23 protein-coding genes are annotated in these 23,788 nt (G+C 68.3%); 14 read left to right on the top strand and 9 right to left on the bottom strand.

Annotation, left to right across the window (positions count from 1 at the left end; translation table 11 throughout):
- Positions 1-7: 7 nt before the first annotated feature.
- Together arfB and arfC are read left to right on the top strand one after the other, a co-directional pair.
- Entirely contained in the window at positions 8-160 is a 153-nt protein-coding gene (gene arfB, locus OG976_RS08915) for a channel accessory protein ArfB (RefSeq protein WP_328360726.1), read from the top strand.
- Complete coding sequence (gene arfC, locus OG976_RS08910) at positions 160-882, top strand: channel accessory protein ArfC, sunset domain variant (RefSeq protein ID WP_328360722.1); 723 nt, start codon at positions 160-162, stop codon at positions 880-882. Before arfB ends, arfC begins: the two co-directional genes overlap by 1 nt.
- A 77-nt stretch (positions 883-959) precedes the next feature.
- On the opposite strand, the gene OG976_RS08905 is transcribed toward arfC, so the two are convergent.
- On the bottom strand, positions 960-2,297 hold the full coding sequence (locus OG976_RS08905) for a HAMP domain-containing sensor histidine kinase (RefSeq protein WP_328360719.1): 1,338 nt from the start codon (positions 2,295-2,297) through the stop codon (positions 960-962).
- A gap of 12 nt (positions 2,298-2,309) precedes the next feature.
- Positions 2,310-3,011, bottom strand: coding sequence for a two-component system response regulator PrrA (gene prrA / locus OG976_RS08900; protein ID WP_167097823.1), 702 nt, complete (start codon positions 3,009-3,011; stop codon positions 2,310-2,312).
- A gap of 154 nt (positions 3,012-3,165) precedes the next feature.
- Here prrA and OG976_RS08895 point away from each other — a divergent pair, with 154 nt between their 5' ends.
- Together OG976_RS08895 and OG976_RS08890 are read left to right on the top strand one after the other, a co-directional pair.
- Complete coding sequence (locus tag OG976_RS08895) at positions 3,166-5,187, top strand: ABC transporter ATP-binding protein (protein ID WP_328360712.1); 2,022 nt, start codon at positions 3,166-3,168, stop codon at positions 5,185-5,187.
- Positions 5,184-7,004 carry an ABC transporter ATP-binding protein gene (locus tag OG976_RS08890; RefSeq protein ID WP_328360709.1) on the top strand — a complete coding sequence of 607 codons (1,821 nt, stop codon included), beginning with the start codon at positions 5,184-5,186 and terminating at the stop codon, positions 7,002-7,004. Before OG976_RS08895 ends, OG976_RS08890 begins: the two co-directional genes overlap by 4 nt.
- Before the next feature lie 33 nt (positions 7,005-7,037).
- Here the strand turns inward: OG976_RS08890 and OG976_RS08885 are convergent, their stop codons facing one another.
- Both OG976_RS08885 and OG976_RS08880 read right to left on the bottom strand, forming a co-directional pair.
- Complete coding sequence (locus tag OG976_RS08885) at positions 7,038-7,514, bottom strand: GNAT family N-acetyltransferase (protein WP_328360706.1); 477 nt, start codon at positions 7,512-7,514, stop codon at positions 7,038-7,040.
- Positions 7,515-7,682: 168 nt separating this feature from the next.
- Entirely contained in the window at positions 7,683-9,155 is a 1,473-nt protein-coding gene (locus OG976_RS08880) for a carboxyl transferase domain-containing protein (protein WP_328360703.1), read from the bottom strand.
- Between the two features lie 34 nt (positions 9,156-9,189).
- On the opposite strand from OG976_RS08880, the gene OG976_RS08875 reads away from it, so the two are divergent.
- The 6 genes from OG976_RS08875 to OG976_RS08850 are packed head-to-tail and all read left to right on the top strand — an operon-like array spanning position 9,190 to position 15,841.
- The gene (locus OG976_RS08875) at positions 9,190-9,921 is read left to right on the top strand and encodes an enoyl-CoA hydratase (RefSeq protein ID WP_328360700.1); all 732 of its coding nucleotides are present in this window, start codon (positions 9,190-9,192) and stop codon (positions 9,919-9,921) included.
- 11 nt (positions 9,922-9,932) lie between these two features.
- Positions 9,933-11,069: an MBL fold metallo-hydrolase gene (locus OG976_RS08870; protein WP_328363316.1), complete on the top strand. Its 1,137-nt coding sequence runs from the start codon at positions 9,933-9,935 to the stop codon at positions 11,067-11,069.
- 18 nt (positions 11,070-11,087) lie between these two features.
- Positions 11,088-12,674 carry a serine hydrolase gene (locus OG976_RS08865; protein WP_328360697.1) on the top strand — a complete coding sequence of 529 codons (1,587 nt, stop codon included), beginning with the start codon at positions 11,088-11,090 and terminating at the stop codon, positions 12,672-12,674.
- A gap of 60 nt (positions 12,675-12,734) precedes the next feature.
- On the top strand, positions 12,735-15,140 hold the full coding sequence (locus OG976_RS08860) for an HAD-IC family P-type ATPase (protein WP_328360694.1): 2,406 nt from the start codon (positions 12,735-12,737) through the stop codon (positions 15,138-15,140).
- Between the two features lie 38 nt (positions 15,141-15,178).
- Entirely contained in the window at positions 15,179-15,391 is a 213-nt protein-coding gene (locus OG976_RS08855; RefSeq protein WP_328360691.1) for an antitoxin, read from the top strand.
- 3 nt (positions 15,392-15,394) lie between these two features.
- A complete protein-coding gene (locus tag OG976_RS08850) occupies positions 15,395-15,841 on the top strand; it encodes a type II toxin-antitoxin system Rv0910 family toxin (protein ID WP_328360689.1) in 447 nt (148 codons plus the stop codon).
- On the opposite strand, the gene OG976_RS08845 is transcribed toward OG976_RS08850, so the two are convergent.
- Entirely contained in the window at positions 15,838-16,212 is a 375-nt protein-coding gene (locus OG976_RS08845; RefSeq protein ID WP_328360686.1) for a hypothetical protein, read from the bottom strand. The two genes, OG976_RS08850 and OG976_RS08845, sit on opposite strands and share 4 nt — an antisense overlap.
- A 142-nt stretch (positions 16,213-16,354) precedes the next feature.
- Here OG976_RS08845 and OG976_RS08840 point away from each other — a divergent pair, with 142 nt between their 5' ends.
- Positions 16,355-16,582 carry a three-helix bundle dimerization domain-containing protein gene (locus OG976_RS08840; protein ID WP_328360683.1) on the top strand — a complete coding sequence of 76 codons (228 nt, stop codon included), beginning with the start codon at positions 16,355-16,357 and terminating at the stop codon, positions 16,580-16,582.
- A 5-nt stretch (positions 16,583-16,587) separates the two neighbouring features.
- Here the strand turns inward: OG976_RS08840 and OG976_RS08835 are convergent, their stop codons facing one another.
- Positions 16,588-18,150 carry a GAF domain-containing sensor histidine kinase gene (locus OG976_RS08835; protein ID WP_328360680.1) on the bottom strand — a complete coding sequence of 521 codons (1,563 nt, stop codon included), beginning with the start codon at positions 18,148-18,150 and terminating at the stop codon, positions 16,588-16,590.
- Positions 18,143-18,784, bottom strand: coding sequence for a response regulator transcription factor (locus OG976_RS08830; RefSeq protein ID WP_328360677.1), 642 nt, complete (start codon positions 18,782-18,784; stop codon positions 18,143-18,145). Before OG976_RS08830 ends, OG976_RS08835 begins: the two co-directional genes overlap by 8 nt.
- A gap of 171 nt (positions 18,785-18,955) precedes the next feature.
- Here OG976_RS08830 and OG976_RS08825 point away from each other — a divergent pair, with 171 nt between their 5' ends.
- Both OG976_RS08825 and OG976_RS08820 read left to right on the top strand, forming a co-directional pair.
- On the top strand, positions 18,956-19,843 hold the full coding sequence (locus tag OG976_RS08825; RefSeq protein WP_328360674.1) for a universal stress protein: 888 nt from the start codon (positions 18,956-18,958) through the stop codon (positions 19,841-19,843).
- Positions 19,844-19,920: 77 nt separating this feature from the next.
- A complete protein-coding gene (locus OG976_RS08820; protein ID WP_328360671.1) occupies positions 19,921-20,808 on the top strand; it encodes an amidohydrolase family protein in 888 nt (295 codons plus the stop codon).
- A 15-nt stretch (positions 20,809-20,823) separates the two neighbouring features.
- On the opposite strand, the gene OG976_RS08815 is transcribed toward OG976_RS08820, so the two are convergent.
- A complete protein-coding gene (locus OG976_RS08815; RefSeq protein WP_328360668.1) occupies positions 20,824-22,542 on the bottom strand; it encodes an NAD-binding protein in 1,719 nt (572 codons plus the stop codon).
- Positions 22,543-22,591: 49 nt separating this feature from the next.
- On the opposite strand from OG976_RS08815, the gene OG976_RS08810 reads away from it, so the two are divergent.
- Positions 22,592-23,329, top strand: coding sequence for a 3-keto-5-aminohexanoate cleavage protein (locus OG976_RS08810; RefSeq protein WP_328360665.1), 738 nt, complete (start codon positions 22,592-22,594; stop codon positions 23,327-23,329).
- On the opposite strand, the gene OG976_RS08805 is transcribed toward OG976_RS08810, so the two are convergent.
- Positions 23,319-23,756: a cupin domain-containing protein gene (locus tag OG976_RS08805; protein WP_328360662.1), complete on the bottom strand. Its 438-nt coding sequence runs from the start codon at positions 23,754-23,756 to the stop codon at positions 23,319-23,321. The two genes, OG976_RS08810 and OG976_RS08805, sit on opposite strands and share 11 nt — an antisense overlap.
- Positions 23,757-23,788 lie beyond the last annotated feature (32 nt).

Below are 23,788 nucleotides of genomic sequence, written 5' to 3'. Positions count from 1 at the left end.
AACCGACATGGGATTCGTCATTCAATGGCTGTGGTATCTGCTGGCGTTCGTCGCCGGTTCGGTGGTCGCATGGCTGATCGCCATCGCGACGGTCAAACGGACGAGCGAAGAAGAAGCCATCGCCGACCTGCCCGGCTCACGTGAGATTGGAGCCCGCTGATGCATGACGTCAACTGGTGGCTGATGGCCCTGGCCTTCGCGCTGGGCTTGGTCCTGACCCTGGTGCTGGTGATCGGCCGGGTCACTCGTGAGGTGCCGGTCAAGCATTCGGTGTCCGCCGGGGTCGGGGCCAGTGGCCTCAAGGGTCCCGACGTGGATCTTCCCCATGTGGATCTGCCCGATGTCGACGTGCACGCCCCGGACGTCAAGCTGTCCGCGGCGGGTGCGGGGGCAGTGGCAGCCGGTGCGGCCGCTGCGAAGTTCGCCTCGGGTGACGTCGAGGAGCCCTACGGCAAGGGGTCGATCCGGCTTGCCGCGGGCGCCGCCGCGCCGTCCGGTTTCGACATCAAGGGCAACGAAGATTCGATGCTCTACCACACGGTCGAAAGCCCTTGGTACACACAGACGATCGCCGAGTTGTGGTTCGTCGACGAGCCCACCGCGCAGGCCGCCGGGTTCACCCGCTGGGACCACAACGACGAGGGCGTCAAGATTGCTTCGCTCGCCGACGTGCCCGCCGGCCCGTACGGCAAGGGTTCGGCCAAGGCCGGTGACGGTGGCAGCGGACCAGTCGGTTGGCTGATCAAGGGCAACGAGGATTCGATGCTGTACCACACGGTGGACAGCCCCTCCTACGAGCAGACGATCGCCGAGTTGTGGTTCTTCGACGAGGAGACCGCCAAGGCCGCCGGATTTGACCGGTGGGACAAGAACTCTCACTGATCGCCGACAGTAACGCCACGGTGGTGAATGTGCTCTGAAACCGCCGTGGCGTTACTGTCGCTGCGGGCAGGCAAGCCCTAGCGGGGTGGTGGCAGCCGCAGGATCAGCCGCGCCCCACCCAGCGGGCTGGTCTCCAGCGACGCTGTGCCACCGTGGATCTCGGCCTGCTGCGCCACCAGCGCCAGGCCCAGCCCGGAGCCGGACACCGATGCCGTCGAGCCGCGGATGAACCGCTCGAACACAGCGCGGCGTTCTGCCTCGGGTACCCCGCTGCCGTCGTCGTCCACGGCGATCTCCACGCCGTCGCGCGAGCTGACCGCCGACAGCTGAACCCGAGTGGCGCCACCGTGTTTGACCGCATTGGCGATGGCGTTGTCCACCGCCAGCCGCAAGCCCGCAGGCAGCCCGATGATGATGCACGTCGGCGACGGCACCAGCGACACCGACAGATCGGGATAAACCCGCATCGCATCGTGCGCGGCGCGGTCGAGCAATTCGGTGATGTCGACGGGCACCTGGTCGGCCGCGGTGGACAACTCGCCCTGGGCCAGCCGCTCCAGCGCGCCCAGCGTCGCCTCCACCCGGGCTTCGGTGCGCACCACGTCCCCGAGCACCTCTTTGCGCTGCTCCTCGGGCATGTCCAGGGTGGCGAGCACCTCGAGGTTGGTGCGCATCGCGGTCAGCGGGGTGCGCAACTCGTGGGCGGACACCGCGGCGAAGTCGCGTGCCGACGCTAGCGCGGCCCTGGTGCGGTCCTGCTCGGCCCGGACCCGCCCGAGCAGCCCGGTGAGCGCCTCGCCGATCTCGATCGCCTCGCTGGCGCCGCTGACGTCGATGTCGGGGGCGACGTCGCCGGCGTCGATCTGGCGGGTCTGCTGGGCCAGCCGCCGGAACGGGCGCACCGCGAAGGTGGCCAGCAACCAGCCGAGCAGTCCCGCCGCGCCGATGGCGAACGCACAGATGATCAGCACCCGCCGGTGCAGGTTGTTGGTGTCGGCGATGGTGTCGTCATAGGTGGCGCCGACGGCCAGGGTGGTGGCAACCGGATACGGCAGTTCCACGGTGCGCACCCGGTATTTGATGCCGTCGATGTAGGTGGTGGCGTAGTCGCCGGTGAGCTTGGGCAGCACGACTGGGGAGTTCGACTTCACCTGGTCGCCGCGGCGGACGGTGATCACGACGTCCTGGTCGTTGGGTGACGGCGGAATCTGTTCCAGGCCGCGCGGCACGAACGGGACCGCGAATCCGGCGGCTTCGTCCAACCGTCGGTCGAGGCGCTCGAGCCGGTCGTTGGTGATGCCGATCCACACGATGGTGCCGACGATGGTCACCACGATCGCCGCGCCGATCGCCGTCGCGAACGCCACCCTGGTGCGCAGGGACGGGGTGCGACGGAAGATGCGCGCGAGCGTCACGTCGGTTTCAGGTCACTGGGTTCGCAGAACGAAGCCCACCCCGCGCACGGTGTGCAGCAGTCGGGGCGCGCCGCCGGCCTCGAGTTTGCGGCGCAGGTAGCCGATGAACACGTCGACGACGTTGGTATCGGCGGCGAAGTCGTATCCCCAGACCAGCTCGAGCAGCTGGGCCCGGCTCAGCACGGCGGTCTTGTGCTCGGCGAGCACGGCCAGAAGGTCGAACTCCCGCTTCGTCAGGTCGACGTCCACGCCGTTGACCCGAGCGCGCCGGCCCGGGATGTCGACCTCGAGCGGCCCGACCTGGATGGTCTCCGACGAGAACGTGGCGGTGGCCCCGCGCCTGCGCAGCAGGGCCTTCACCCGGGCCACCAACTCGGCCAACTGGAAGGGCTTGACCAGGTAGTCGTCGGCCCCGGCCTCCAGGCCGGCCACCCGGTCGTCGACCGAACTGCGGGCCGAGAGCACACAGACTGGCACGTCGTTGTCCATGGCGCGCAGCGCCGTCACGACGCTCACCCCGTCGAGCACGGGCATGTTGATGTCGAGCACGATCGCATCGGGCCGCGTCTCGGTCGCCGACCGCAACGCCTCGGCGCCGTCGACGGCGGTGGACACCTCGAATCCCGAGAGTCGCAGCCCGCGCTCCAGGGATGCGAGCACGTCGGGGTCGTCGTCGACGACGAGTACCCGCGGTGAGGCCGAACTACTGTCCATGAACCCATCTTGCCTGATGGCCGCCCGTCGGCGTGGGAGGCCGGACACTGACACGGTGCGAGTCCAGGACCGCGGTTGACCTCAACGGTGGTTGAGGTTCTAGCGTGGCCCATGTGGCAGCCGATATCGGATTGCACGCCGTGGGATCATCGGAATGAGGGGGTCGACCGCGGCGTTGTTGCCAGACGCGCCGGGTTCAGCGGCGGTCGATGACGAGGGAGACGGACTGTTGGGCGATCTGACCCAGGAACCGGGTGCTGCGCGTCCGGTCCCGGCGATCGCCGCTGCCCGTCCGCATCCGCGCGCAGTCTCCGATCTGTTGCGGCTGATGCCGTATCTGATGCCCTACCGCACCCGCTGGATCGCGATGATCGTCGTCGCGATCACCAGCCTGGGGGCCACCGTGGCGATCCCGCTGATGACCAAGGCGGTGATCGACGGTCCGGTGCGGCACCAGGATCGGCACGGCCTGTGGGTGCTGGGGGCGGCGGCGATGGCCGTCGGGATCTCCGAGGCGGTGCTGTGGTTCGTCCGCCGCTGGCTGGTCGGCCGGGCCACGATGGGCGTGGAAGCCGATATCCGCAAGGACCTCTACGCACGTCTGCAGGTCCTGCCGATGTCGTTCCACGGGCGCTGGCAGTCGGGTCAGCTGTTGTCGCGAATGATGAACGACCTGAGCACGATTCGGCGGCTGCTGTCATTCGGCCTGGTGTTCCTGATGCTCAACATCATGCAGATCACCGTCGTCACCGGCATTCTGCTGGCGATGTACTGGCCGCTGGGTGTGGTCGTGCTGGTCTCGATCGTGCCCATCACCCTGATCGTTCTGCACTTCGAGCGCTCCTTCACCCGGCTGTCCCGGCTGGCCCAGGACCAGGCCGGCCACGTCGCCACCCACGTCGAGGAGTCGGCCCTGGGTCTGCGTGCGGTGAAATCGTTCGGCCGTGAGGACTACGTCTTCGACCGCTTCGACGAGCAAGCCGGCATGCTCTATGACACCCAGGTCCGCAAGGTCGCCGTCTCGGCGAAGTTCTGGACCATGCTCGAGGTCATCCCCAACCTCACGCTGATCGTCGTGCTGGGATTCGGCGCCTATGCCGCCGGCCACGGACTGGTCACCCTCGGCACGTTGGTCGCGTTCATCACGATGATGCTGTCGCTGGTGTGGCCGATCGCCTCGCTGGGATTCCTGCTGTCGATGACGCAGGAGTCGATGACGGCGGCCAACCGGATCGCCGAGATCTTCGACGCCCCACGCGAGATCACCGACGGCGCCCGCTCCGACGTACCGCAGGGAGGCCGGCTGGAACTCGTCGACGTCGGCTTCCGCTTCCCCGAGTCTGGGTCCGACTCCGAGACCTGGGCGCTGCGGCACGTCAGTGTGACGGTCGAACCCGGTGAGACGCTGGCGCTGGTGGGCGCCACCGGTTCGGGCAAGTCGGTGCTGGCGGCGCTGCTGCCCCGGCTCTACGACGTCACCGAGGGCTCGATCCGCATCGACGGCATCGACGTGCGGGAGCTGCCCCTGCCGGTGTTGCGGGCGGTGGTCGCCACCGCCTTCGAGGACCCGACGCTGTTCTCGATGTCGGTGGCCGAGAACCTGCGGCTGGGCAGGCCCGAGGCGACCGACGACCAGCTGGCCCGGGCCATCGACATCGCGGCGGCCGGCTTCGTCTACGACCTGCCGTTCGGCCTGCAGACCCGGATCGGCGAGCAGGGGATGAGCCTGTCGGGCGGTCAGCGGCAACGACTTTCGCTGGCACGGGCGATCCTGGCCGCACCGCGCATCCTGGTACTCGACGACACCCTGTCCGCGCTCGACGTGCACACCGAGGCCGCGGTCACCGAGGCTCTGCAGCGGGTGCTGGGTGGGGTGACCGCAGTGGTGGTGGCCCACCGCGCGTCGACTGTGCTGCTGGCCGACAAGGTGGCCCTGCTGGATCGGGGAACCATCACCCATGTCGGCACCCACGCCGAACTGCTGGCGAGCGTGCCCCGTTACCGCTACCTGCTGGCCGCCGACGACGAACTCGACGACGGCTGCGAACCGCAACCCGACTGGGAGGGCGACGACGACCGCCAGCGGTTGGGCCACGCTTACGACGAGTCGCGCGGTGAACGTGAATCATCGCGCTTTCCAGTCGATTACGTCGCCTCCGAAGGCGGCAAGCGATGACGGCCACCGAGTGGCGGGGAAAGCTCGACGAAGAGCCCGACGACCTGCCGATCGACGAGGCGGTGCCGCGCCGGCGCGAGGCCCGCGCGCTACTCGGCTCCCTGCTGCGGCCCTACCGTGCCACGGTCGGATTGCTCGCCCTGGTGGTCATCGTGGAAAACGCTGCCCGGCTGTCGGTCCCGCTGCTCGTTCAGCGCGGCATCGACCACGCGATCCCGCCGCTACTGGCCGGCGGCTCGTCGCGTGAACTGGTCATCGTCGTCGCTACGCTCTGCGGTGTGGTGGTGCTGCAGGCGGTCAGCCGGCTGATCTTCCTGAGCCGGTCGGGGCGCATCGGCCAGCGGGTGCTGCTCGAGATGCGCCGCCGGGTGTTCCGCCACTTTCAGCGCCTCGACGTGGCCTTCCACGACCGCTATACCTCGGGGCGGGTGGTCGCCAGGCTGACCAACGACGTCGAGGCCATCCAGGACATGTTGGAGACCGGGTTCGACAGCCTGATCACCGCTGTGCTGACGTTGTTCGGCACCGCGATACTGCTTGTGGCCCTTGATGTCCGGCTCGGCCTGATGTGCCTGGCTGCCTTCCCGATTCTGGTCGGCCTGGTGTGGTGGTTCTCGGCTGAGTCGGCGAAGACCTACCGCAAGGTGCGCGAGAGCGCGGCATTGGTGATCGTGCAGTTCGTCGAGACGATGACCGGTATCAAGGCTGTGCAGGCCTACCGCCGGGAGCCGCGCAACCAGGAGATCTTCGACGACGTCGCCGATCAGTACCGGGAGGTCAACGAACGGACCTTCCAGCTGCTGGCGGTGTTCATGCCCGGGGTCAAGCTGGTCGGCAACCTCACCACCGGCGTGGTGCTGCTCTACGGCGGCTACCGGGCGCTGAACGGGGAGATGACGATCGGGACGCTCGCCGCGTTCCTGCTGTACCTGCGGATGTTCTTCGAACCGATGCAGGAGATCTCCCAGTTCTTCAACACGTTCCAGTCGGCCACCTCGGCCCTGGAGAAGCTCGCCGGGGTGCTGGCCGAGAAGCCCGGGATCGCCGACCCCGCCGATCCGGTGACGCTGGACCGCGTCCGTGGCGGCGTCGAGTTGCGTGATGTGCAGTTCAGCTACGTCGCGGACCGCCCGGTATTGCCGGGGCTCAACCTCACCATCCCGCCGGGGCAGACCGTCGCTCTCGTGGGCACCACCGGCGCGGGCAAGACCACCATTGCCAAGCTCATCGCGCGGTTCTACGACCCCACCGCGGGTGCGGTCACCCTGGATGGCGTCGACCTGCGCGACGTCTCCCAGAGCGACCTGCGCCGCCACGTGGTGATGGTCACCCAGGAGAACTTCCTGTTCTCGGGAACCGTCGCCGACAACATCCGGTTCGGCCGGCCGTCGGCCACCGATGAGGAGGTACGTGCTGCCGCGGCGGCGGTCGGAGCCGACACCTTCGTCGACGCGCTGCCCGACGGCTACGACACCGATGTGGCCAAGCGCGGGGGACGGCTCTCGGCCGGACAGCGGCAGTTGATTGCATTCGCCCGCGCGTTCCTGGCGGACCCGGCGGTGCTGATCCTCGACGAAGCGACGTCGTCGCTCGACATTCCCAGCGAGCGGCTGGTGCAGCGCGCGCTGCGCACGGTGCTGGCCGACCGGACGGCGCTGATCATCGCCCACCGGCTGTCGACCGTGGAGGTCGCCGACCGGGTGCTCGTCCTCGAGCACGGCCGCATCCTCGAGGACGGCACGCCTGCCGAGCTCATCGGGGATGGCGAGGGCCGCTACGCCGCCCTGCACCGGGCCTGGATCGAGTCGCTGGCGTAAGTCGCCTGGGCATTCGGGGTGTTGTGGAACTGCTCACACGCTGGCGAGCGCTTTGCGGAACAGGACCATATCGTCGCCCTCGGCGTAGTAGTCGCGCACCCGAGCCTCCTCTGCGTAGCCGAGTCTGCGGTAGAAAGCCCGCGTTCCGTCAAAGGTTGCCGTGGCTGAGGTCTCCACTAGGAGCAGCCGTTCTCCGCCGCGGCGCAGCACGCCTTCCACATGCTGCATGAGAGCCGCTCCAAGTCCCGTTCGTTGCCTGCCCCGCCGCACCGCGATCATTGTCAAATACCACGTCCGGTCGGTTTCCTCCGCCGGCCGGAAGTAGACGACCGCGTGTGGTCCGTCGCCGGTGTCTGCCACAACGCAGCCGTGGGATTGCGCCATGTTCCCCCCGAAATACTCTGTCATCATCGCGGACACGATTCCCACGTCGCCGGCGGCGAAAAGAGTTGATTCAACTGCGATCTCGGCGATCGCTGAGACATCGTGGGCGGTGGCGGGTCGGATCATCGGGTCTTTCCGGCGCGTTCGTTCATCTGTGCTCCTCTTGGCGCGTACGTCGGTGGTGCAGGTCTGGCGTGAAAGCGTTACACCGCGGTTGGATACTCGGCGGGTGCAACGATTCGCCAGCCCGACTCACCGCTCGGCGCCGAGCAGAGTCCTCGCTCTGAGGTGGCGCTAACTCGGCAGGCCGATTCGGCGATACCGGGCCAGCCGCTCGGCATACCGGTCGCCGGCAGGTCGCGCCCGCAGCATGTGCAGTTCGCGGGCGATGGCCGCAGCCATCCTGCGGGCGAACTCCGCGGGTTCGTCGGCGGCGTCGGGATATTCCGGCACGATTTCGTCCACGATCCCGTTGCGAAGCAGATCGGCCGACCGAATACCTTGCGCCGCAGCCAGTTCCGGTGCATGTTCGGTGTCGCGGAAGACGATCGCGCTGGCGCCCTCGGGTGGCAGCGGCGCCAGCCAGCCGTGCTGGGCGGCCAGCACCCGGTCCGCGGGAACCATCGCCAGCGCGGGTCCGCCGCTGCCCTGACCGAGCAGCACCGAGACCGTCGGGGTGTCCAGCGTTACGAGATCGGACAGGCAGCGGGCGATCTCCCCGGCCAGGCCGTTCTGTTCGGCGTCGGCGGACAGCGCCGGGCCCGCGGTGTCGATCACCAGCACCAGCGGCAGTTGCAGGCTCGCGGCCAGCGCCATGCCGCGGCGGGCCTCGGCCAGGGCGGCGGGGCCGACGACACCGCCGACTATCCGACGCTGGCCGACGACGACGGCGGGCTGGCCACCGAAGCGGGCCAGCGCCAGCACCGTGGTGGCCGCCTCGCCGTGCGTGCCCGACAGCAGCACCCGGTCGGTGGCGCCCTGACGTAGCAGCCAGGTCACGCCGGGCCGGTCCGGGCGGCGCGAGGCCACGACCGAATCCCACGCGGGGACGTCCGCAACAGGCGGCGTCGCCACGGCATCGGGCGGCTGGCCCGGGGTGTCGGTGATGACGCTCAACGCACGATCAAGGGTGGGCCGCAGCGCCTCGATGCCCACAACACCGTCGATGACGCCATGGCGCAGCAGGTTCTCGGCGGTCTGCACACCGGACGGGAACGGCTCGCCGTACAGGTGCTCGTACACCCTGGGTCCCAGGAAGCCGATCAGCGCCCCGGGTTCGGCGACCGTGATGTGGCCCAGCGACCCCCACGAGGCGAACACTCCGCCGGTGGTGGGATGGCGTAGATACACCAGGTACGGCAGATGGGCCTGCTTGTGCCGGGTGACGGCGGCGGCGATCTTGACCATCTGCAGAAAGGCGACCGTCCCCTCCTGCATCCGTGTGCCGCCGGAACTCGGCGATGCCAGCAGCGGCAATCCTTCGGCGGTCGCCCGTTCGACCGCGGCGGTGATCCGCTCGGCCGCTGCCACCCCGATCGAGCCGGCCAGGAAGTCGAACTCGCAGGCCACGACCGCAACCCGGCGCCCGAACACGGTGCCCTCACCGGTCAGCACCGACTCGTCGAGCCCGGTGGCCGCGCGCGCCTGGGCGAGCTCGGCGGCGTATTCGTCGTCGGTGGGCACCGCCAGCGGCGCGTGGTCCCAGCTCTGGAACGACCCGCCGTCCAGCACGGCGTCACGCAGTTCCGTAGCCCCAATCCGGCTCACAAGGGCAGGTTAACGGGCCAGTAGTCTGGGATCCATGATCGGTGTCAACCGCGTGGGTGATGTAACGACCATCGAGTTGCAGCGCCCCGAGCGCCGCAATGCGCTCAACTCCGAGCTCGGCGACGCACTGCGCGAGGCGGTGGAGAAGGCGGCGGCCGACGACGTGCGGGCCATCGTGCTGACCGGGCAGGGCACGGTGTTCTGTGCGGGTGCTGATCTCTCGGGCGACGTTTTCGCCGCTGACTTCCCGGACAAGGCGATCGCCCTGAACAAGGCCATCGACGCGGTACCGGTCCCGGTGATCGCCGCGATCAACGGCCCCGCCATCGGCGCCGGTGTGCAGCTGGCGATGATCTGCGACCTGCGGGTGGTGGCGCCGGATGCCTACTTCCACTTTCCGATCGCCAAATACGGTCTGGCCCTGGATAACTGGAGCGTGCGCCGGCTGAGCTCGCTGGTCGGGCACGGGCGCGCCCGCGGCATGCTGCTGGCCGCCGAGAAACTCGACGCGCCGACCGCGCTGATGACCGGTATGGCCAACCGGATCGGCGACCTCGCCGACGCCCAGGCTTGGGCCGCCGAGATCGCCGGGCTGGCCCCGTTGTCGGTGCAGTGGTCCAAGCGGGTGCTCAACGACGACGGCGCCTACGAAGAGCAGGGTCCGGTCCACAAGGAGCTGTTCGACAAGGCGTGGGGGAGTCAGGATGTGATCGAGGCCCAGGTGGCACGCATCGAGAAGCGTGCCCCCAAGTTCCAGGGGGCCTAGCTGTGCCCGGCCTGCCCCGGGTCGCGTCGCTCCTGCCCTCCGGAAAGGCGGCGCTGAAGCTGGCCGCCGGTACCGCGTCGCTGGCCACCGGCGGATTCGTCCTGCGCGCGCTGAACGACGCCCCCGCCTCGCTGGGTGCCGGTCCCGGCGCCATCCGGGCGGTCGGCGACCGCTCGCCGCACTACCGCGACGGGGTGTTCCACAACATCGACCCCGCCTCGCCGATGCGCCTGGACGCCGAAGAGAACCGCCTGGTCCTGTTCGACATGCTCTCCAGCCGCGCGGCCAGCCGCCCGCAGACCACGATCCCGCTCGATGACCCGCCTGCTCCGCTACCCGCCGAGGAGCTGGCAGTCAGCTGGCTGGGCCACTCCACCGCCCTGGTCGAGATCGACGGGTACCGGGTGCTCACCGACCCGATCTGGAGTGACCGGTGCTCGCCGTCGCGCAGCGTCGGCCCGCAGCGGCTGCACCCGGTACCTGCGCCCCTGGAAGCGCTGCCCGCCCTCGACGCGGTGGTGGTCAGCCACGACCACTATGACCACCTCGACATGGACACCTGCCTGGCGCTGGCCCGCACCCAGCGGGCACCGTTCGTGGTGCCGCTCGGCGTCGGCGCCCACCTCCGGCAGTGGGGCATCCCCGCTGACCGGGTCATCGAATTGGACTGGAACGAGGACACCCGAATTGGTGAGCTCACCCTGGTCTGCACCCCGGCACGGCACTTCTCCGGCCGGTTCCTGACCCGTAACACCACGCTCTGGTCGTCGTGGGCGATCATCGGGCCGCGCCACCGCGCCTACTTCGGCGGCGACACCGGCTACACCCGCAGCTTCGCCGACATCGGGGCCGCCCACGGACCGTTCGACCTGACGCTGATGCCGATCGGCGCCTACAACAAGTCCTGGCCCGACATCCACATGAACCCCGAAGAGGCCGTGCAGGCCCACCGCGACGTCACCGACGCCGGCCTGCTCGTCCCCATCCACTGGTGCACGTTCCGGCTCGCACCACACCCCTGGGCCGAGCCGGTCGAACGGCTGTTGGCGGCCGCCGACGGCGCCGGGGTCGAGGTGGCGGTTCCCAAGCCGGGCGGACGAGTGCTCCCGGCGACGTCACCGGCGATAGAACAGTGGTGGCGGCCTTAACGCACTACGGTGCAAGCCATGACCGCACTGGCAAGGCGTGCCGCGCTCGTCGTCTTACTGGTCGCGCTGACCGCGTGTAGCAGCAACCCCACCAAGCCGGAGGCAAGCAAGGTTCCGTCGGACGTGCCGCCGCCGCTGGTGCCGGCAATGGCGCTGCCGGACAACGCCGTCGACAACGCCGTCGCCAAGCTCGACGGCATCGCCGCCGACCTCCTGAAGTCGTCGGGAATCCCGGGACTGGCCGTCGCCGTCGTGCACGGCGGAAAGACGATCTACGCCAAGGGTTTCGGCGTCAAGGACGCCACCAGGCCCGCCGACGACCCGGCGAACAAGGTGGACCCGGACACCGTGTTCCAGCTGGCGTCGGTGTCCAAGTCGATCGGTTCCACCGTGGTGGCTCACCAGGTCGGCAAAAAGGTGATCACGTGGGACACCCCGGTGGTCGACAAGCTGCCCTGGTTTGCGCTCTCGGACCCCGCGGTCACCAAGATGGTGGCCGTCAGCGACCTGTACTCGCATCGGTCCGGCCTGCCCGACCATGCCGGTGACAAACTCGAGGACCTCGGCTACGACCGCCGCTACGTCCTCGAGCGGCTGCGCGACTACCCGCTGGATCCGTTCCGAATTTCCTACGCCTACACCAACTTCGGGCTCACGGCCGCGGCCGAGGCCGTCGCCGTCGCGTCGGGCAAGTCCTGGGAGGATCTCAGCGACGAGGTGCTCTACCGCCCGCTGGGCATGGCCTCGACCAGCTCGCGCTTCGCCGACTTCGAAGCCCGCGGCGACAAGGCGCTGGGCCACATCCGCATCGACGGCAGCTACGCGCCGCGCTACAAGCGCGACGCCGATCCCGAGGCACCTGCCGGAGGCGTCAGCTCCTCGGTCAACGATCTGACGCACTGGCTGGCCATGATGCTGGGCAACGGCACCTACAACGGTCAGCAGATCGTCGCCCCCGAGGCCCTTCTGCCCGCGGTCACCCCGCAGATCGTCTCCAGTCCGCCCAGCGAGCCCGCCATGCGCTCGGGGTTCTACGGCTACGGGTTCAATGTGGGCACGACGTCGGCGGCGCGGACCCAGATCAGCCACTCGGGGGCCTTCGAACTCGGGACGGGAACCAACTTCGTCATCATCCCTTCGGCTGACGTCGCGATCGTGGCACTGACCAATGCCACCCCGACCGGTGTCGCCGAGACGCTGACGGCCGAGTTCGCCGACCTCGTCCAGTTCGGCGAGGTGCGCGAAGACTGGCGCAAGCTCTACGGCGACGCCTTCGCCGAGATGGACAAACCGGTGGGCTCGCTGTCGGGTAAGCAACCCCCGGCCAATCCGGCACCGGCCAAACCCCTGGCCGGCTACGCGGGCAGCTACGCCAACAGTTTCTGGGGCCCGGCCGTCGTCGCCGAGAAGGACGGCAAGCTCACCATCTCACTGGGCCCGAAACCGCAGACCTACGAGCTCAAGCACTGGGACGGTGACGTGTTCGCCCTGAGCTTCGTCGACGAAAACTCCCCGCCGGGAAGCGTTTCCGCGGCACGGTTCGACGGCGACAAGCTCACGTTGGAGTACTACGACGACGAGAAGATGGGGACGTGGGTCCGATGAGCCGCTTGCGCGAAGAGAATGGGCAGCGATGAGCCGCTTGCGCGAAGAGAGTGGGCAGCGATGAGTGTCAGCATCACCGCCGGGCTGAGCGACGCCGAGGTCGCCGCCCGGGTCGCCGAAGGCAAGACCAACGACGTACCCGGCCGCGCGTCGCGCAGCGTCAGCGAGATCGTCCGGGCCAACGTCTTCACCCGCATCAACGCCATTCTCGGCGTGCTGCTGCTCATCGTGCTGGCCACCGGCTCCCTGATCAACGGGTTGTTCGGGCTGCTCATCATCGCCAACAGCGGCATCGGCATCATCCAGGAATTGCGGGCCAAGCAGACACTGGACAGCCTGGCCATCGTCGGGCAGGCCAAACCCACCGTTCGCCGCCAGTCGGGCACCGCCGCGTTGGCGCCCAACGAGGTGGTCCTCGACGACGTCATCGAACTCGGGCCAGGCGACCAGATCGTGGTAGACGGTGAGCTTCTCGAGGCCTCGACACTGGAGATCGACGAGTCACTGCTGACCGGCGAGGCCGATCCGATCGCCAAAGACGTCGGGGCGGCGGTGATGTCGGGCAGCTTCGTCGTTGCCGGCACCGGCGCATACCGTGCCACCAAGGTCGGCCGCGAGGCCTACGCCGCCCGCCTGGCCGAGGAGGCCAGCAAGTTCACCCTGGTGAAGTCCGAACTGCGCTCCGGTATCAACAAGATCCTGCAGTTCATCACCTATCTGCTGTGGCCGGCCGGCCTGCTGACCATCTACACCCAGCTGTTCACCACAGGAGTCGGCTGGCGGGAGTCGGTGCTGCGCATGGTGGGCGCGCTGGTGCCGATGGTGCCCGAAGGTCTGGTGCTGATGACGTCGATCGCGTTCGCCGTCGGGGTGGTCCGGCTCGGGCGACGCCAGTGCCTGGTGCAGGAACTGCCCGCCATCGAGGGGCTGGCCCGCGTTGACGTCGTCTGTGCGGACAAGACGGGCACGCTCACCGAGAACGGGATGCGGCTGTCCGACGTGACATCGGTGACCGACGACGTGAAGCCCGAAATCGTCGCGAAAGTGCTTGGCGCCCTTGTTGCCGACGACCCGAAGCCGAATGCCAGCATGCTGGCCATCGGCGAGGCGTATCCCGATCCGCCGGGCTGGACCGCCACCGCCACGGCGCCGTTCAAGTCCGCGACGAAGTGGAGCGGAGCCTCCTACGGCGAGCACGGCAACTGGCTGATCGGTGCGCCCGACGTGCTGCTCGACCCGCACTCGCCCGCCGCCGCGCAAGCCGAGGAGATCGGTTCGCGCGGACTTCGCGTGCTGCTGCTCGGCTCCAGCGATCTGCGCGTCGACAGCCCCGAAGCGCCCGGGCGTGTCACTCCCGTCGCGCTGGTGGTCCTGGAGCAGCGGGTCCGGCCCGATGCCCGCGAGACCTTGGATTACTTCGCCTCCCAGCAGGTTTCGGTGAAGGTGATCTCCGGAGACAACGCGGTCTCGGTCGGGGCGGTGGCCGGTTCGCTCGGCCTGCAGGGCGAGACGATGGACGCCCGGCACCTGCCATCGGAGCCGGACGAACTGGCCGACACCATGGCCGAGTACACCACCTTCGGGCGGGTGCGCCCCGACCAGAAGCGGGCCATGGTGCATGCACTGCAGTCCCGCGATCACACCGTGGCGATGACCGGCGACGGTGTCAACGACGTCCTCGCGCTCAAGGACGCCGACATCGGCGTGGCCATGGGTTCCGGCAGCCCGGCCTCGCGTGCCGTCGCCCAGATCGTGTTGCTGGACAACAAGTTCGCCACCCTGCCCTATGTCGTGGGGGAGGGCAGGCGGGTGATCGGCAACATCGAGCGGGTCTCCAACCTGTTCCTCACCAAGACGGTCTACTCGGTGCTGCTGGCGCTTCTCGTCGGGCTGGCAGGCTTGTCGTCCAAGCTGTTCGGCACCGACCCGCTGCTGTACCCGTTCCAGCCCATCCATGTGACCATCGCGGCCTGGTTCACCATCGGGATCCCGGCCTTCATCCTGTCGCTGGCACCCAACAACGAACGCGCGCACACCGGGTTCGTCAAGCGGGTGATGGCCTCGGCCCTGCCGTCCGGGGTGGTGATCGGGCTCGCCACCTTCGTGTCCTACGTGATCGCCTACCGCGACAGCGCCACCACCGTCGAGCAGACCCAGGCCTCCACCGCCGCACTGATCACCCTGCTGATCGGGGCGGTGTGGGTGCTCGCCGTTGTCGCCCGTCCGTACTCGTGGTGGCGGGTCGCCCTGGTCGTGCTCTCGGGCCTGTCCTACGTGGTGATCTTCGCCATACCGCTGGCCCGGGAGAAGTTCATGCTGGACCCGTCGAATGTGGCTGTCACCTCGACTGCGGTGGGGATCGGCCTGCTCGCGGCGGGAATCATCGAGGCGCTGTGGTGGATTCAGGGCCGCGTGCTGGCCGAACCGCGGATTTTGTGGCGATCCGGGCCTACCGTGCAAGATTGACCAGGGGTGCACCCTGGTGATGGATGAAAGGCTGACCAATGGGATTCCTCGACAAAGCCAAGGAAGTCTTGAGCGAGAACGCCGACAAGGTTGAAGCGGCGATCGACAAGGCCGGCGACCTCATCGACGAGAAGACGCAAGGCAAGTTCAAAGAGGCCGTCGACAAGGTTCAGGAAACCGCGAAGAACGTCGTCGACAAGACCTCGGAGGCTGCCAAGAATGTGACCGACAAAGGCGACCAGCAGACCTGATATATGGCGAAACTCTCTGTATCCGTAGACGTTCCGTTACCGCCCGAGCAGGCCTGGGAGCATGCCTCGGACCTGAGCCGGTACAAAGAATGGCTGACCATTCACCGGGTGTGGCGCTCCAAGCTGCCTGAAACTCTCGACAAGGGCACCGAGGTGGAGTCCATTGTCGAGGTCAAGGGCATGCCCAACCGGGTCAAGTGGACCATCGTCCACTTCAAGCCGCCGGAGGCGATGACGCTCAACGGGACCGGTGTCGGCGGCGTGAAGGTCAAACTGATGGGCAAGGTGCGGCCGCACGACAAGGACGCCGACTCCTCGGTGGTGACGATGGATGTCCACCTGGGCGGTGCGGCTCTGTTCGGGCCGATCGGCATGCTGGTGGCCGGCGCGCTGCGCAGCGACATCAAGGAGTCGCTGGACAGGTTCGTGGCGGTGTTCTCCCCGGCCTAGCGGGCGGCCCGGATCACCCGGTGCGGACTCGGATAGGGATGCACCCGGTTGACCGGGTGTCGCACCGGGCCTGCCGCCGGTTGCGGCCGCACGGCTGCGCTGTCGAGAAACCGTTTCTCCAGTCCGGCGATGAGATCCTGGACGGCGCTGCGCTCACGTTCGGCGGTCCGGATCATGCCCCGGATCCGGCGGGCCTGGGTCTGTTCGCCGCGGCGCTGGTAGCGCTCCAGCGCCGCGCCGTAGGTGAGGAGGTCGGCGTTGAGCTCCTGACACTGTGCCAGCAGCATCTCTCGCAAATGTTCGGCCTGTTGCCGATTCGCCGATTCAGAAAGCGGTTCGACGCTGGCGTCGCGGCTCCTCAGTGGGGTCACGGGCGAACTGTAACCGACCCTGCTGACGGCTGCGCACCGGACGGGACCGGTTGAGCCACCGGCACCTTCCGTTAACGGACCTGTCACCTTTTTGTCGCCGAGATCACCTTTCGACGGTTGCGCAATCGGTATATTCCGATCGATGATGTCCGGTGTGGACGGTGGCGAAGAGCAACGCCAGATGGCACAGGTGGTCGTGCGTCTGGCCGAGGAGTTTCCCTACACCCCCGACCACGTCATCACCGAGACCGTCGAGGCCGCTCACCGCCGTTTCGAGGGGGCACGCATCCGCGAGTTCGTCCCGCTGTTCGTCGAGCGGTACTGCCGCGCGCAGTTCGCGCAGCAACCCGTCGTTGAGATCTCGGCCTGAACCGGTCAGGGAAGTGGGGCTGACCACACCAGGCGGGTCCCACCGCCCGGCTGGTCGGTGATGCGGAACTGCCCGCCGCAGTCGTGAGCGCGGGCGGCCAGGTTGGCCAGGCCGCTGCGGGTGATGTCCGCGCCGATGCCGACACCATCGTCGGTCACGCTGATGGTCAGGTCGTCGTCGACGGTCACCGACACCGTCGCCGACCGGGCGCCGGCGTGACGCACGACGTTGGAGATGGCCTCATGCACCACCGCCTCGGCATGGTCGGCGAGCGACCCGTCGACCACCGACAGTGGCCCGCTGATGTGCACCGCCGGGCGCACGGGTGAGTCCGCGGTCATCCGGGTGACCGCCTGCTCGATGCGCTGGCGCAACCGGGTCACCGAGCCACCGTGCAGGTCGAAGATCGCGGTCCTGATCTCCTGGACCACCTCTTGGAGGTCGTCCAGGGCACCGGTGACCCGACGGGTTCCGTCGGCCGCGTCGGCGCCCAGCGCACCCTGCAGGGACAGTCCCACGGCGAACAGCCGCTGGATGACGTGGTCGTGCAGATCCCTGGCGATGCGGTCCCGGTCGGTGAGCACGTCGAGTTCGCGCATCCGCCGCTGGGCGTTGGCCAGGTGCAGTGCCAGGCCCGCCTGCGACGCGTAGGCCCCCGCCATGTCCAGCTCGCTCTCGGTGAAGTTCCTGCCCGGCGGCGCGACGCACACCAGCACGCTGGTCGCGGTGCTCGGCTCGCACATCGGAAGGACCAGGGCTGAACCGCTAGGCTCGCCGATGTCACGAAAGTCGTTGACCCGCATGGCGATACAGTCGGAGAACGCCAGCCCGACCGTCGTCCCTGACTTGGCGACCCGGCGGCCCAGCAGGTCTTGTCTGGTCGAGTCGATGATCACCAGGTCGCCGGACTCGTCGGGTGTCACGCGGAAGCTGAACTCGCTGCCCGTCAAAGCCACCGCCTTCACGGTGATCTCGCGGTGCACCTCGTCGGGATCGTGGCCGGCCAGCAGTTGGGTGCTGATGTCGCGGGTGGCCTCGATCCACAGCTGCTGGGTGTTGGCGGCCTGATAGAGGCGGGCGTTGTCGATGGCGATGCCTGCCGCCCCGGCCAGCGCCAGCACCAGGAGCTCGTCGGCTTCGGTGAAGGTGGCGCCGTCGGCCTTCTCGGTCAGATACAGGTTGCCGAACACCTGCTCGCGGATCCGGATCGGAACGCCGAGGAAGCTACGCATCGGCGGGTGGTTGGCGGGAAAGCCGATCGACGACGGGTGCATCGAAAGATCATCGACCCGAATAACTTTCGGGCTATTGAAGAGAACCCCCAGCATGCCGTGGCCGGTGGGCAGCGGTCCGATCCGCTCGGCGCTGGCCTGGTCGATTCCCTCGAAGACGAACCGTTCCAGCACCGGCTGGGGGTCGGTGCCGATCACGCCGAGTGCGCCGTAGCGGGCATTCACCAATCCCATGGCCGTGTGGACGATGGTGTGCAGCTTGCGCTCGAGTTCCAGCCCGGAGGCCACCGCGAGCATCGCGTCGATGAGTCCGTCGCGGACGTCGGTCTCAAACATCGCTGCGGCGCAATGTCTCTGCGGCGAACAACGCAGCCTGGGTTCGTCCGCTCATGCCCAGCTTGGTCAGTAGGCGCGATACGTAGTTCTTGACCGTCTTCTCCGCCAGGAACATCCGCTGGCCGATCTCCCGGTTGGTCAGGCCTTCGCCGAGCAACTGCAACAGGGTGCGTTCGGTGGCCGACAGGTCGCGCAGCCTTTCGTCCTTCTCGGTGTCACGGCGCAGCCGCGACATCAGCACGGCCGCAGCGCGGTTGTCCAGCAACGACTTTCCTGAGCCCACCGCCTTGATGGCCTGGGCCAGTTCCATCCCGCGGATGTCTTTGACGACGTAGCCGCTGGCGCCGGCCAGGATCGCGTCCAGCATCGTCTGCTCGTCGGTGAACGAGGTCAGGATCAGGCAGCGCAACTCGTCGTTGGTGGCCAGCAGTTCCCGGCACAGATCGATCCCGCTGCCGTCGGGCAACCGGATATCGAGCACCGCGACGTCGGGACGTGCGGCGGGAATGCGGGCCAGTGTCTCGGTCACCGTGCCTGCCTCACCCACGACGCTGATGTCGGGATCGCTGCCGAGGAGTTCGGCCAAGCCGCGACGCACCACTTCGTGGTCGTCGACCAGGAACACCTTGATCACACCGCAGTAGAGCCTGGAAGCGTCCCCGGCTGGTAGGGACTTTGGTCCCAAAAACACCTGACCAACGCCTTGTCAGGAGGGGTCTAACTTGACTGGCGGCCGGCACCGGTGAGCAGGGATTGTCGTTATCGACATGGTCGGCTAGGGCCACGGCGAGCGGGGAGGACACAGATGGTGCACAACCCGTCGGCTCCCGGTGAGATCGTCGTCGGAGTGGACGGTTCGGCATCATCGAATGCCGCGGTCCGGTGGGCCACCGCGCAGGCCGGCCGACGTAACGCGCCGCTTCGGCTGGTGCACGTGGCCGCGGCGCCGTCCATCACCAACGTGATGCCTGCGGTGCCGACCGAGTTCGAAGCGTGGCAGGACACCCAGGCCCGCGAGGTCCTGCGCGAGGCAACCGAGTTGGTGGCGCAGATCAGCGCCGAAACCGGGGTGTCGGCACGCATCGCCGATACCGACATCTACCACGCCGCACCGGTTCCCACCCTGATCGATCTGTCCAAGGGCGCCGAGATGATCGTCGTCGGCAGTCGAGGAATGGGTGCGTTCCGTCGCACGCTGCTCGGCTCGGCAAGCACCGGACTGATCCATCACGCACACTGCCCGGTGGCCGTGATCCACGACGGCCCCACGCCGTCAGCGGACCTGCCTGTCGTGGTCGGTGTCGACGGCTCACCGGCATCGGTCGAGGCCACCGCACTCGCCTTCGCCGAGGCGTCGCGGTTGGGCGTCGACCTCGTCGCCGTACACGCCTGGAGCGACGACAGCCTGTTCGCTGTGCCCGGCGTGGACTGGGCTGCGGTCGTGGTGGGCGAAGAGGAGATCTTGTCCCAGCGGTTGGCCGGAATGTCCGAGGACTATCCGGACGTGACCGTTCATCGCGTGGTGGTGCGCGACCAGCCGGCGCGCTATCTGGCCGAGCAGGCCCAGAGTGCGCAGCTTCTGGTGGTGGGCAGTCACGGCCGGGGCGGGTTCGCCGGCATGCTGCTCGGCTCCGTCAGCACCGCGCTGGCCCACACCGTCACCACCCCCCTGATTGTCGCGCGTCGTTACTAGCACCCCACGGCGCGCGCCTTGAGCCGGCGGACGGAGTTCTCCCCCGTCCGCCGGCTCGCTCTTTCTAGACTGCGTCGGTGAGCGCCACCTACGAGTACGGCATCGACATCGCGGCCGTCGACGCCATCGACTTCCACACCCACGTCGAGATCGACGCCGCCGGCCACTGCGCCTATGACGCGGAACTGGCCAGGGCCACCGGACGCTATTTCAAGCTCGGCGACGACTATTTCTCCCGGGTCGACGACCTCGCCGAGCAGTACCGCGAGAACAACACGGCGGCAGTGGTGTTCACCGTCGACGCCCACACGGTGTCGGGGCATCGACCCAACTCGGTCGAGGATCTCATCGAGGGTGCCGCCCGCAACAACGATGTGCTGATCCCGTTCGGCACCGTCGACCCGTGGGACGACGCGGCGGTGTCGCGCGTGCATCAGCTGATCGACCTGGGCGCCAAGGGATTCAAGTTCCATCCCAGCCTGCAGGCCTTCGAACCCAACGACCGCCGGCTCTACCCGATCTATGAGGCGATCACCGCCGCGGGGGTGCCCGCCCTGTTCCACACCGGCCAGACCGGGCTCGGTTCGGCGCTGCCCGGCGGGCACGGGATCAAGTTGCGTTACTCCGATCCGATGCTGCTCGACGACGTCGCCGCCGACTTCCCCGAGCTGACCGTGGTGATGGCCCACCCCGCGGTGCCGTGGGTCGATGCGCAGATCGCCATCGCCTCGCACAAGGCCAACGTCTATATCGATCTTTCCGGGTGGTCACCGAAGTACTTCCCGCCTCAACTGGTCGCCGCGATCGGGCGCCAACTGCGCACCAAGGCCCTGTTCGGCACCGACCATCCCTACATCTCGCTGCAGCGCTGGCGGCGCGACTTCGATGCGCTCGGTGTCGATGCCGAGGTCCTGGCGCTGATCCTCAAGGACAACGCGGTGCGGGTGCTGGGGTTGTCGCGATGAGGTCCGGCCGCGCTATCAGCCGGTCCAGTTCACCGGTGTGACCTTGCCGGGCTGCGACGCCCGCTGGCCCTTGCGCATCGTGTCGATCAGTTCGCGGTAGGGCCCGACGAGGTAGGCGGTGTCCCCGGCGACAAGTTGGGTGTCGCGGCGCGGATGAAGTCGCAGGGGTACGCCGTCGCGTTCGATGGCGATCACCCGGGTCTGGGTGGACAACTCGAACATCCGGATCCCGTCGAGTTCGCTGCCGGGAAGCACCCGCACCCCGCCGACCATGAACGAACTCTGTCCCACCGAGAAGGTGCCGAGCACGTCGAGGCCCATCGCGGCGCCGATGAACCACGGGGTGGCCAGGTCCACGGTGGAGCGGACGTAGGCGAAGCCGAACCGGTGACCCACCGCCGAGCCCAGCGCGCGGTCGTAGATGCGCAACACGATCGGGACGTCGGGGCGATGCAGATCCGGGGCGGTGCGCGGGCCGAGCATCTCGCGCAGCACGATGCCGGTCTCGATGTTGACCATGTCGTCCTGGGTGAGCACCGCGATGGCGCGGGCGTCGTCGAGGCGCGCGGCATCGAGAGTCTGGCGCAGCGTGGCGTCGCCGAAGATCACCGGAAGTTCCAGTTCGGCGGCCGCCGCGAGATAGCGGTTGTCCTCGTTGCGCTCGATCACCGCGACGTCGTGCCCGGCCGCCTTGAGAACGCCGGCCACCCGGATGCCGAACGAGCCGAGGCCGACGATCACGACGTGGCGGTGCAGGTGCCGGATCTTCTGCCGGCTGGCCGCCTGCGACAACCGCCGGGACAGCAGCACGTCGGCGACGAAGGCCACCACGATGGCGGTGGTGGCCACCCCGGCGAACATCATCCCCACGCCCCACAACCGAAGCCAGGTGGGCTGCTGGAGGAAGTTGAAGTCGCCGTAGCCCACCGTCGCGATGGTCTCTGCCGAGAAGTACAGCGCGTCCACCCACCCCATGCCGGGTTGGTTGTAGGCGAAGCGCAGCATGACCGTCGAGCCCACCAGCAATGCGCCCGCCACCGCCAGCGCTTTGTAGAACATCGGGTTGAGGTCGTCGCGGAAGGCCCGGACCGCATCGGCGACGCGAACCACCAGCGGCCGTTCCCGCGGCGCCGACGGAATGGGCTTGGCGATCTTGATGCCCCGCTCGGTCAGCTCGTCGGCGGTGCCGATCATGGCGGTCCAGTCGCCGGGATGCACGTGTTGGTCGCGGCCGGGGCAGGCGATCACGGCGCCGGGGTGCTCGGAGCTCTCGCCGCGGATGATGGCCACCGGTGCCAGGTCCCCGTACATCTCGCGCAGGGTGCCCTCATGCTTGGCCGTTGCGCCGGACACCACGAAGTCGACGCCGGCGGCCGTGATCGTGTGGGTGGTGCGCTCCAGCAGGGCCTCGACCACCGACGGGGCGGCCAGGTCGGCGATGTCGAGGACGGCACCGGGGCCGCCGTCGTCGGCCATGGCCTTGCGCAGCACGGTGTTGGCCAGCCGGGTCACCACCCGCACCCGCGGGTTGGCCTGCCGCGCCAGCAGCGCGATCTCCAGGTTCAACGCATCGTCGTCGGCGGCGCAGATGATCGCATCGGCGGTGCCGATCCCGGCCGCCTCCAGACCGTCGGGGGACTGCAGGGTGACCACGCTGAGCTCGGCATTGTTCAGCTCGTCGATGATCCGCATCGCGAGCGCATCATCTCCGCAGACGATGGTGTGGCCGTGCATGGGGAAACGCTACTTCGGAAACCTTCGCCATGACGGGTCAAGATGAGGGATGCCCAATTCCTCGCGTCCCTACGTCAAGGCGTGTATCAACGGCGCCCGCACCCCCGAGCAGCATTCCGGCCTTCCGGTGAGCCCGCAGCAGCTCGCCGATGCCGCAGTCGCCGCACACCGCTGCGGAGCGCAGGCGGTGCACCTGCACCCCAAGACCGCCGACGGGGTGGACTCCCTGCTGGCCGACACCGTCGGCGCGGCGGTCAGTGCGGTGCGGCACGCGGTGCCGGGGCTGCCGCTTGGGGTGACGACGGGTTTCTGGGCCCTGCCCGACGCCGAGCAGCGGCTGCGCGCGGTCCAGTCCTGGGACGTGCTGCCCGACTTCGCGTCGGTGAACTGGCACGAGCCGGGTTCTGAAGAGCTTGCCGAACTGCTGCTGAGCCGGGGGCTCGGCGTCGAGGTCGGCATCTTTCACGCCGAGGCCGCCGAGTCGTGGGCACGTTCCGCCGTCGCGCCGCACTGCCTGCGGGTGATGATCGAACTGGGGGCCGACGGCGACACCGAGACCGCCGACGACCTGCTGGCCCGGATCCACCAGGCCGAGTCTCCGGCGCCGGTGCTGCTGCACGGGCTCGACGACAGCTGCTGGCCGCTGCTGCGGCACGCCGGTGTGCGCGGACTGCAGACCCGCATCGGCCTTGAGGACACCGTGCTGCTGCCCGACGGGTCGCCGGCGCCGGGTAATGCCGAGCTCGTCGAAGCCGCGGTGCAGATCCTCGGCGCGCTCAGGAACTGAGCGCGAAGTCGGCGAAGTCGAAGCCGGGCACCACTACACAACTCACCAGGGTCGCCTCCCCGTCCCGGGGTTCGGCTCGCTGCCAGTAACCGGGCGGCACCAGCAGCTGCGGATGCTGCCCGGCGGCGATGTCGGGCCCCAGCACATGCGTTGTGGCGCTACCTTTTTCGGGGCCAAACTCCAGCAGCAGCGGGCTGCCGCGGTGGTGGAACCACAATTCGGCGCTGCGCACCGTGTGCCAGGCCGACTCCTGCCCGGATAGCAGGACGAACAGGATCGCGGTGCCGGCATTGCGCGGGCCGGTGTAGTCCGCGGGCAGCACCGACTCGGCCAGCACCAGATCGCTGCGCCAGGTCTCCTTGAAGAAGCCGCCCTCCGGATGGGGAGTCATGTCCAGTTGCTTCACCCAGTCGGGGAGTTCCGTCATATGCCGTCCTCGGTCGATGTTCGCACCAGCGT

The sequence above is a fragment of the Mycobacterium sp. NBC_00419 genome (genome assembly GCF_036023875.1).
Lineage (GTDB): Bacteria > Actinomycetota > Actinomycetes > Mycobacteriales > Mycobacteriaceae > Mycobacterium.
This window is presented reverse-complemented; position numbering and strand designations above follow the sequence as displayed.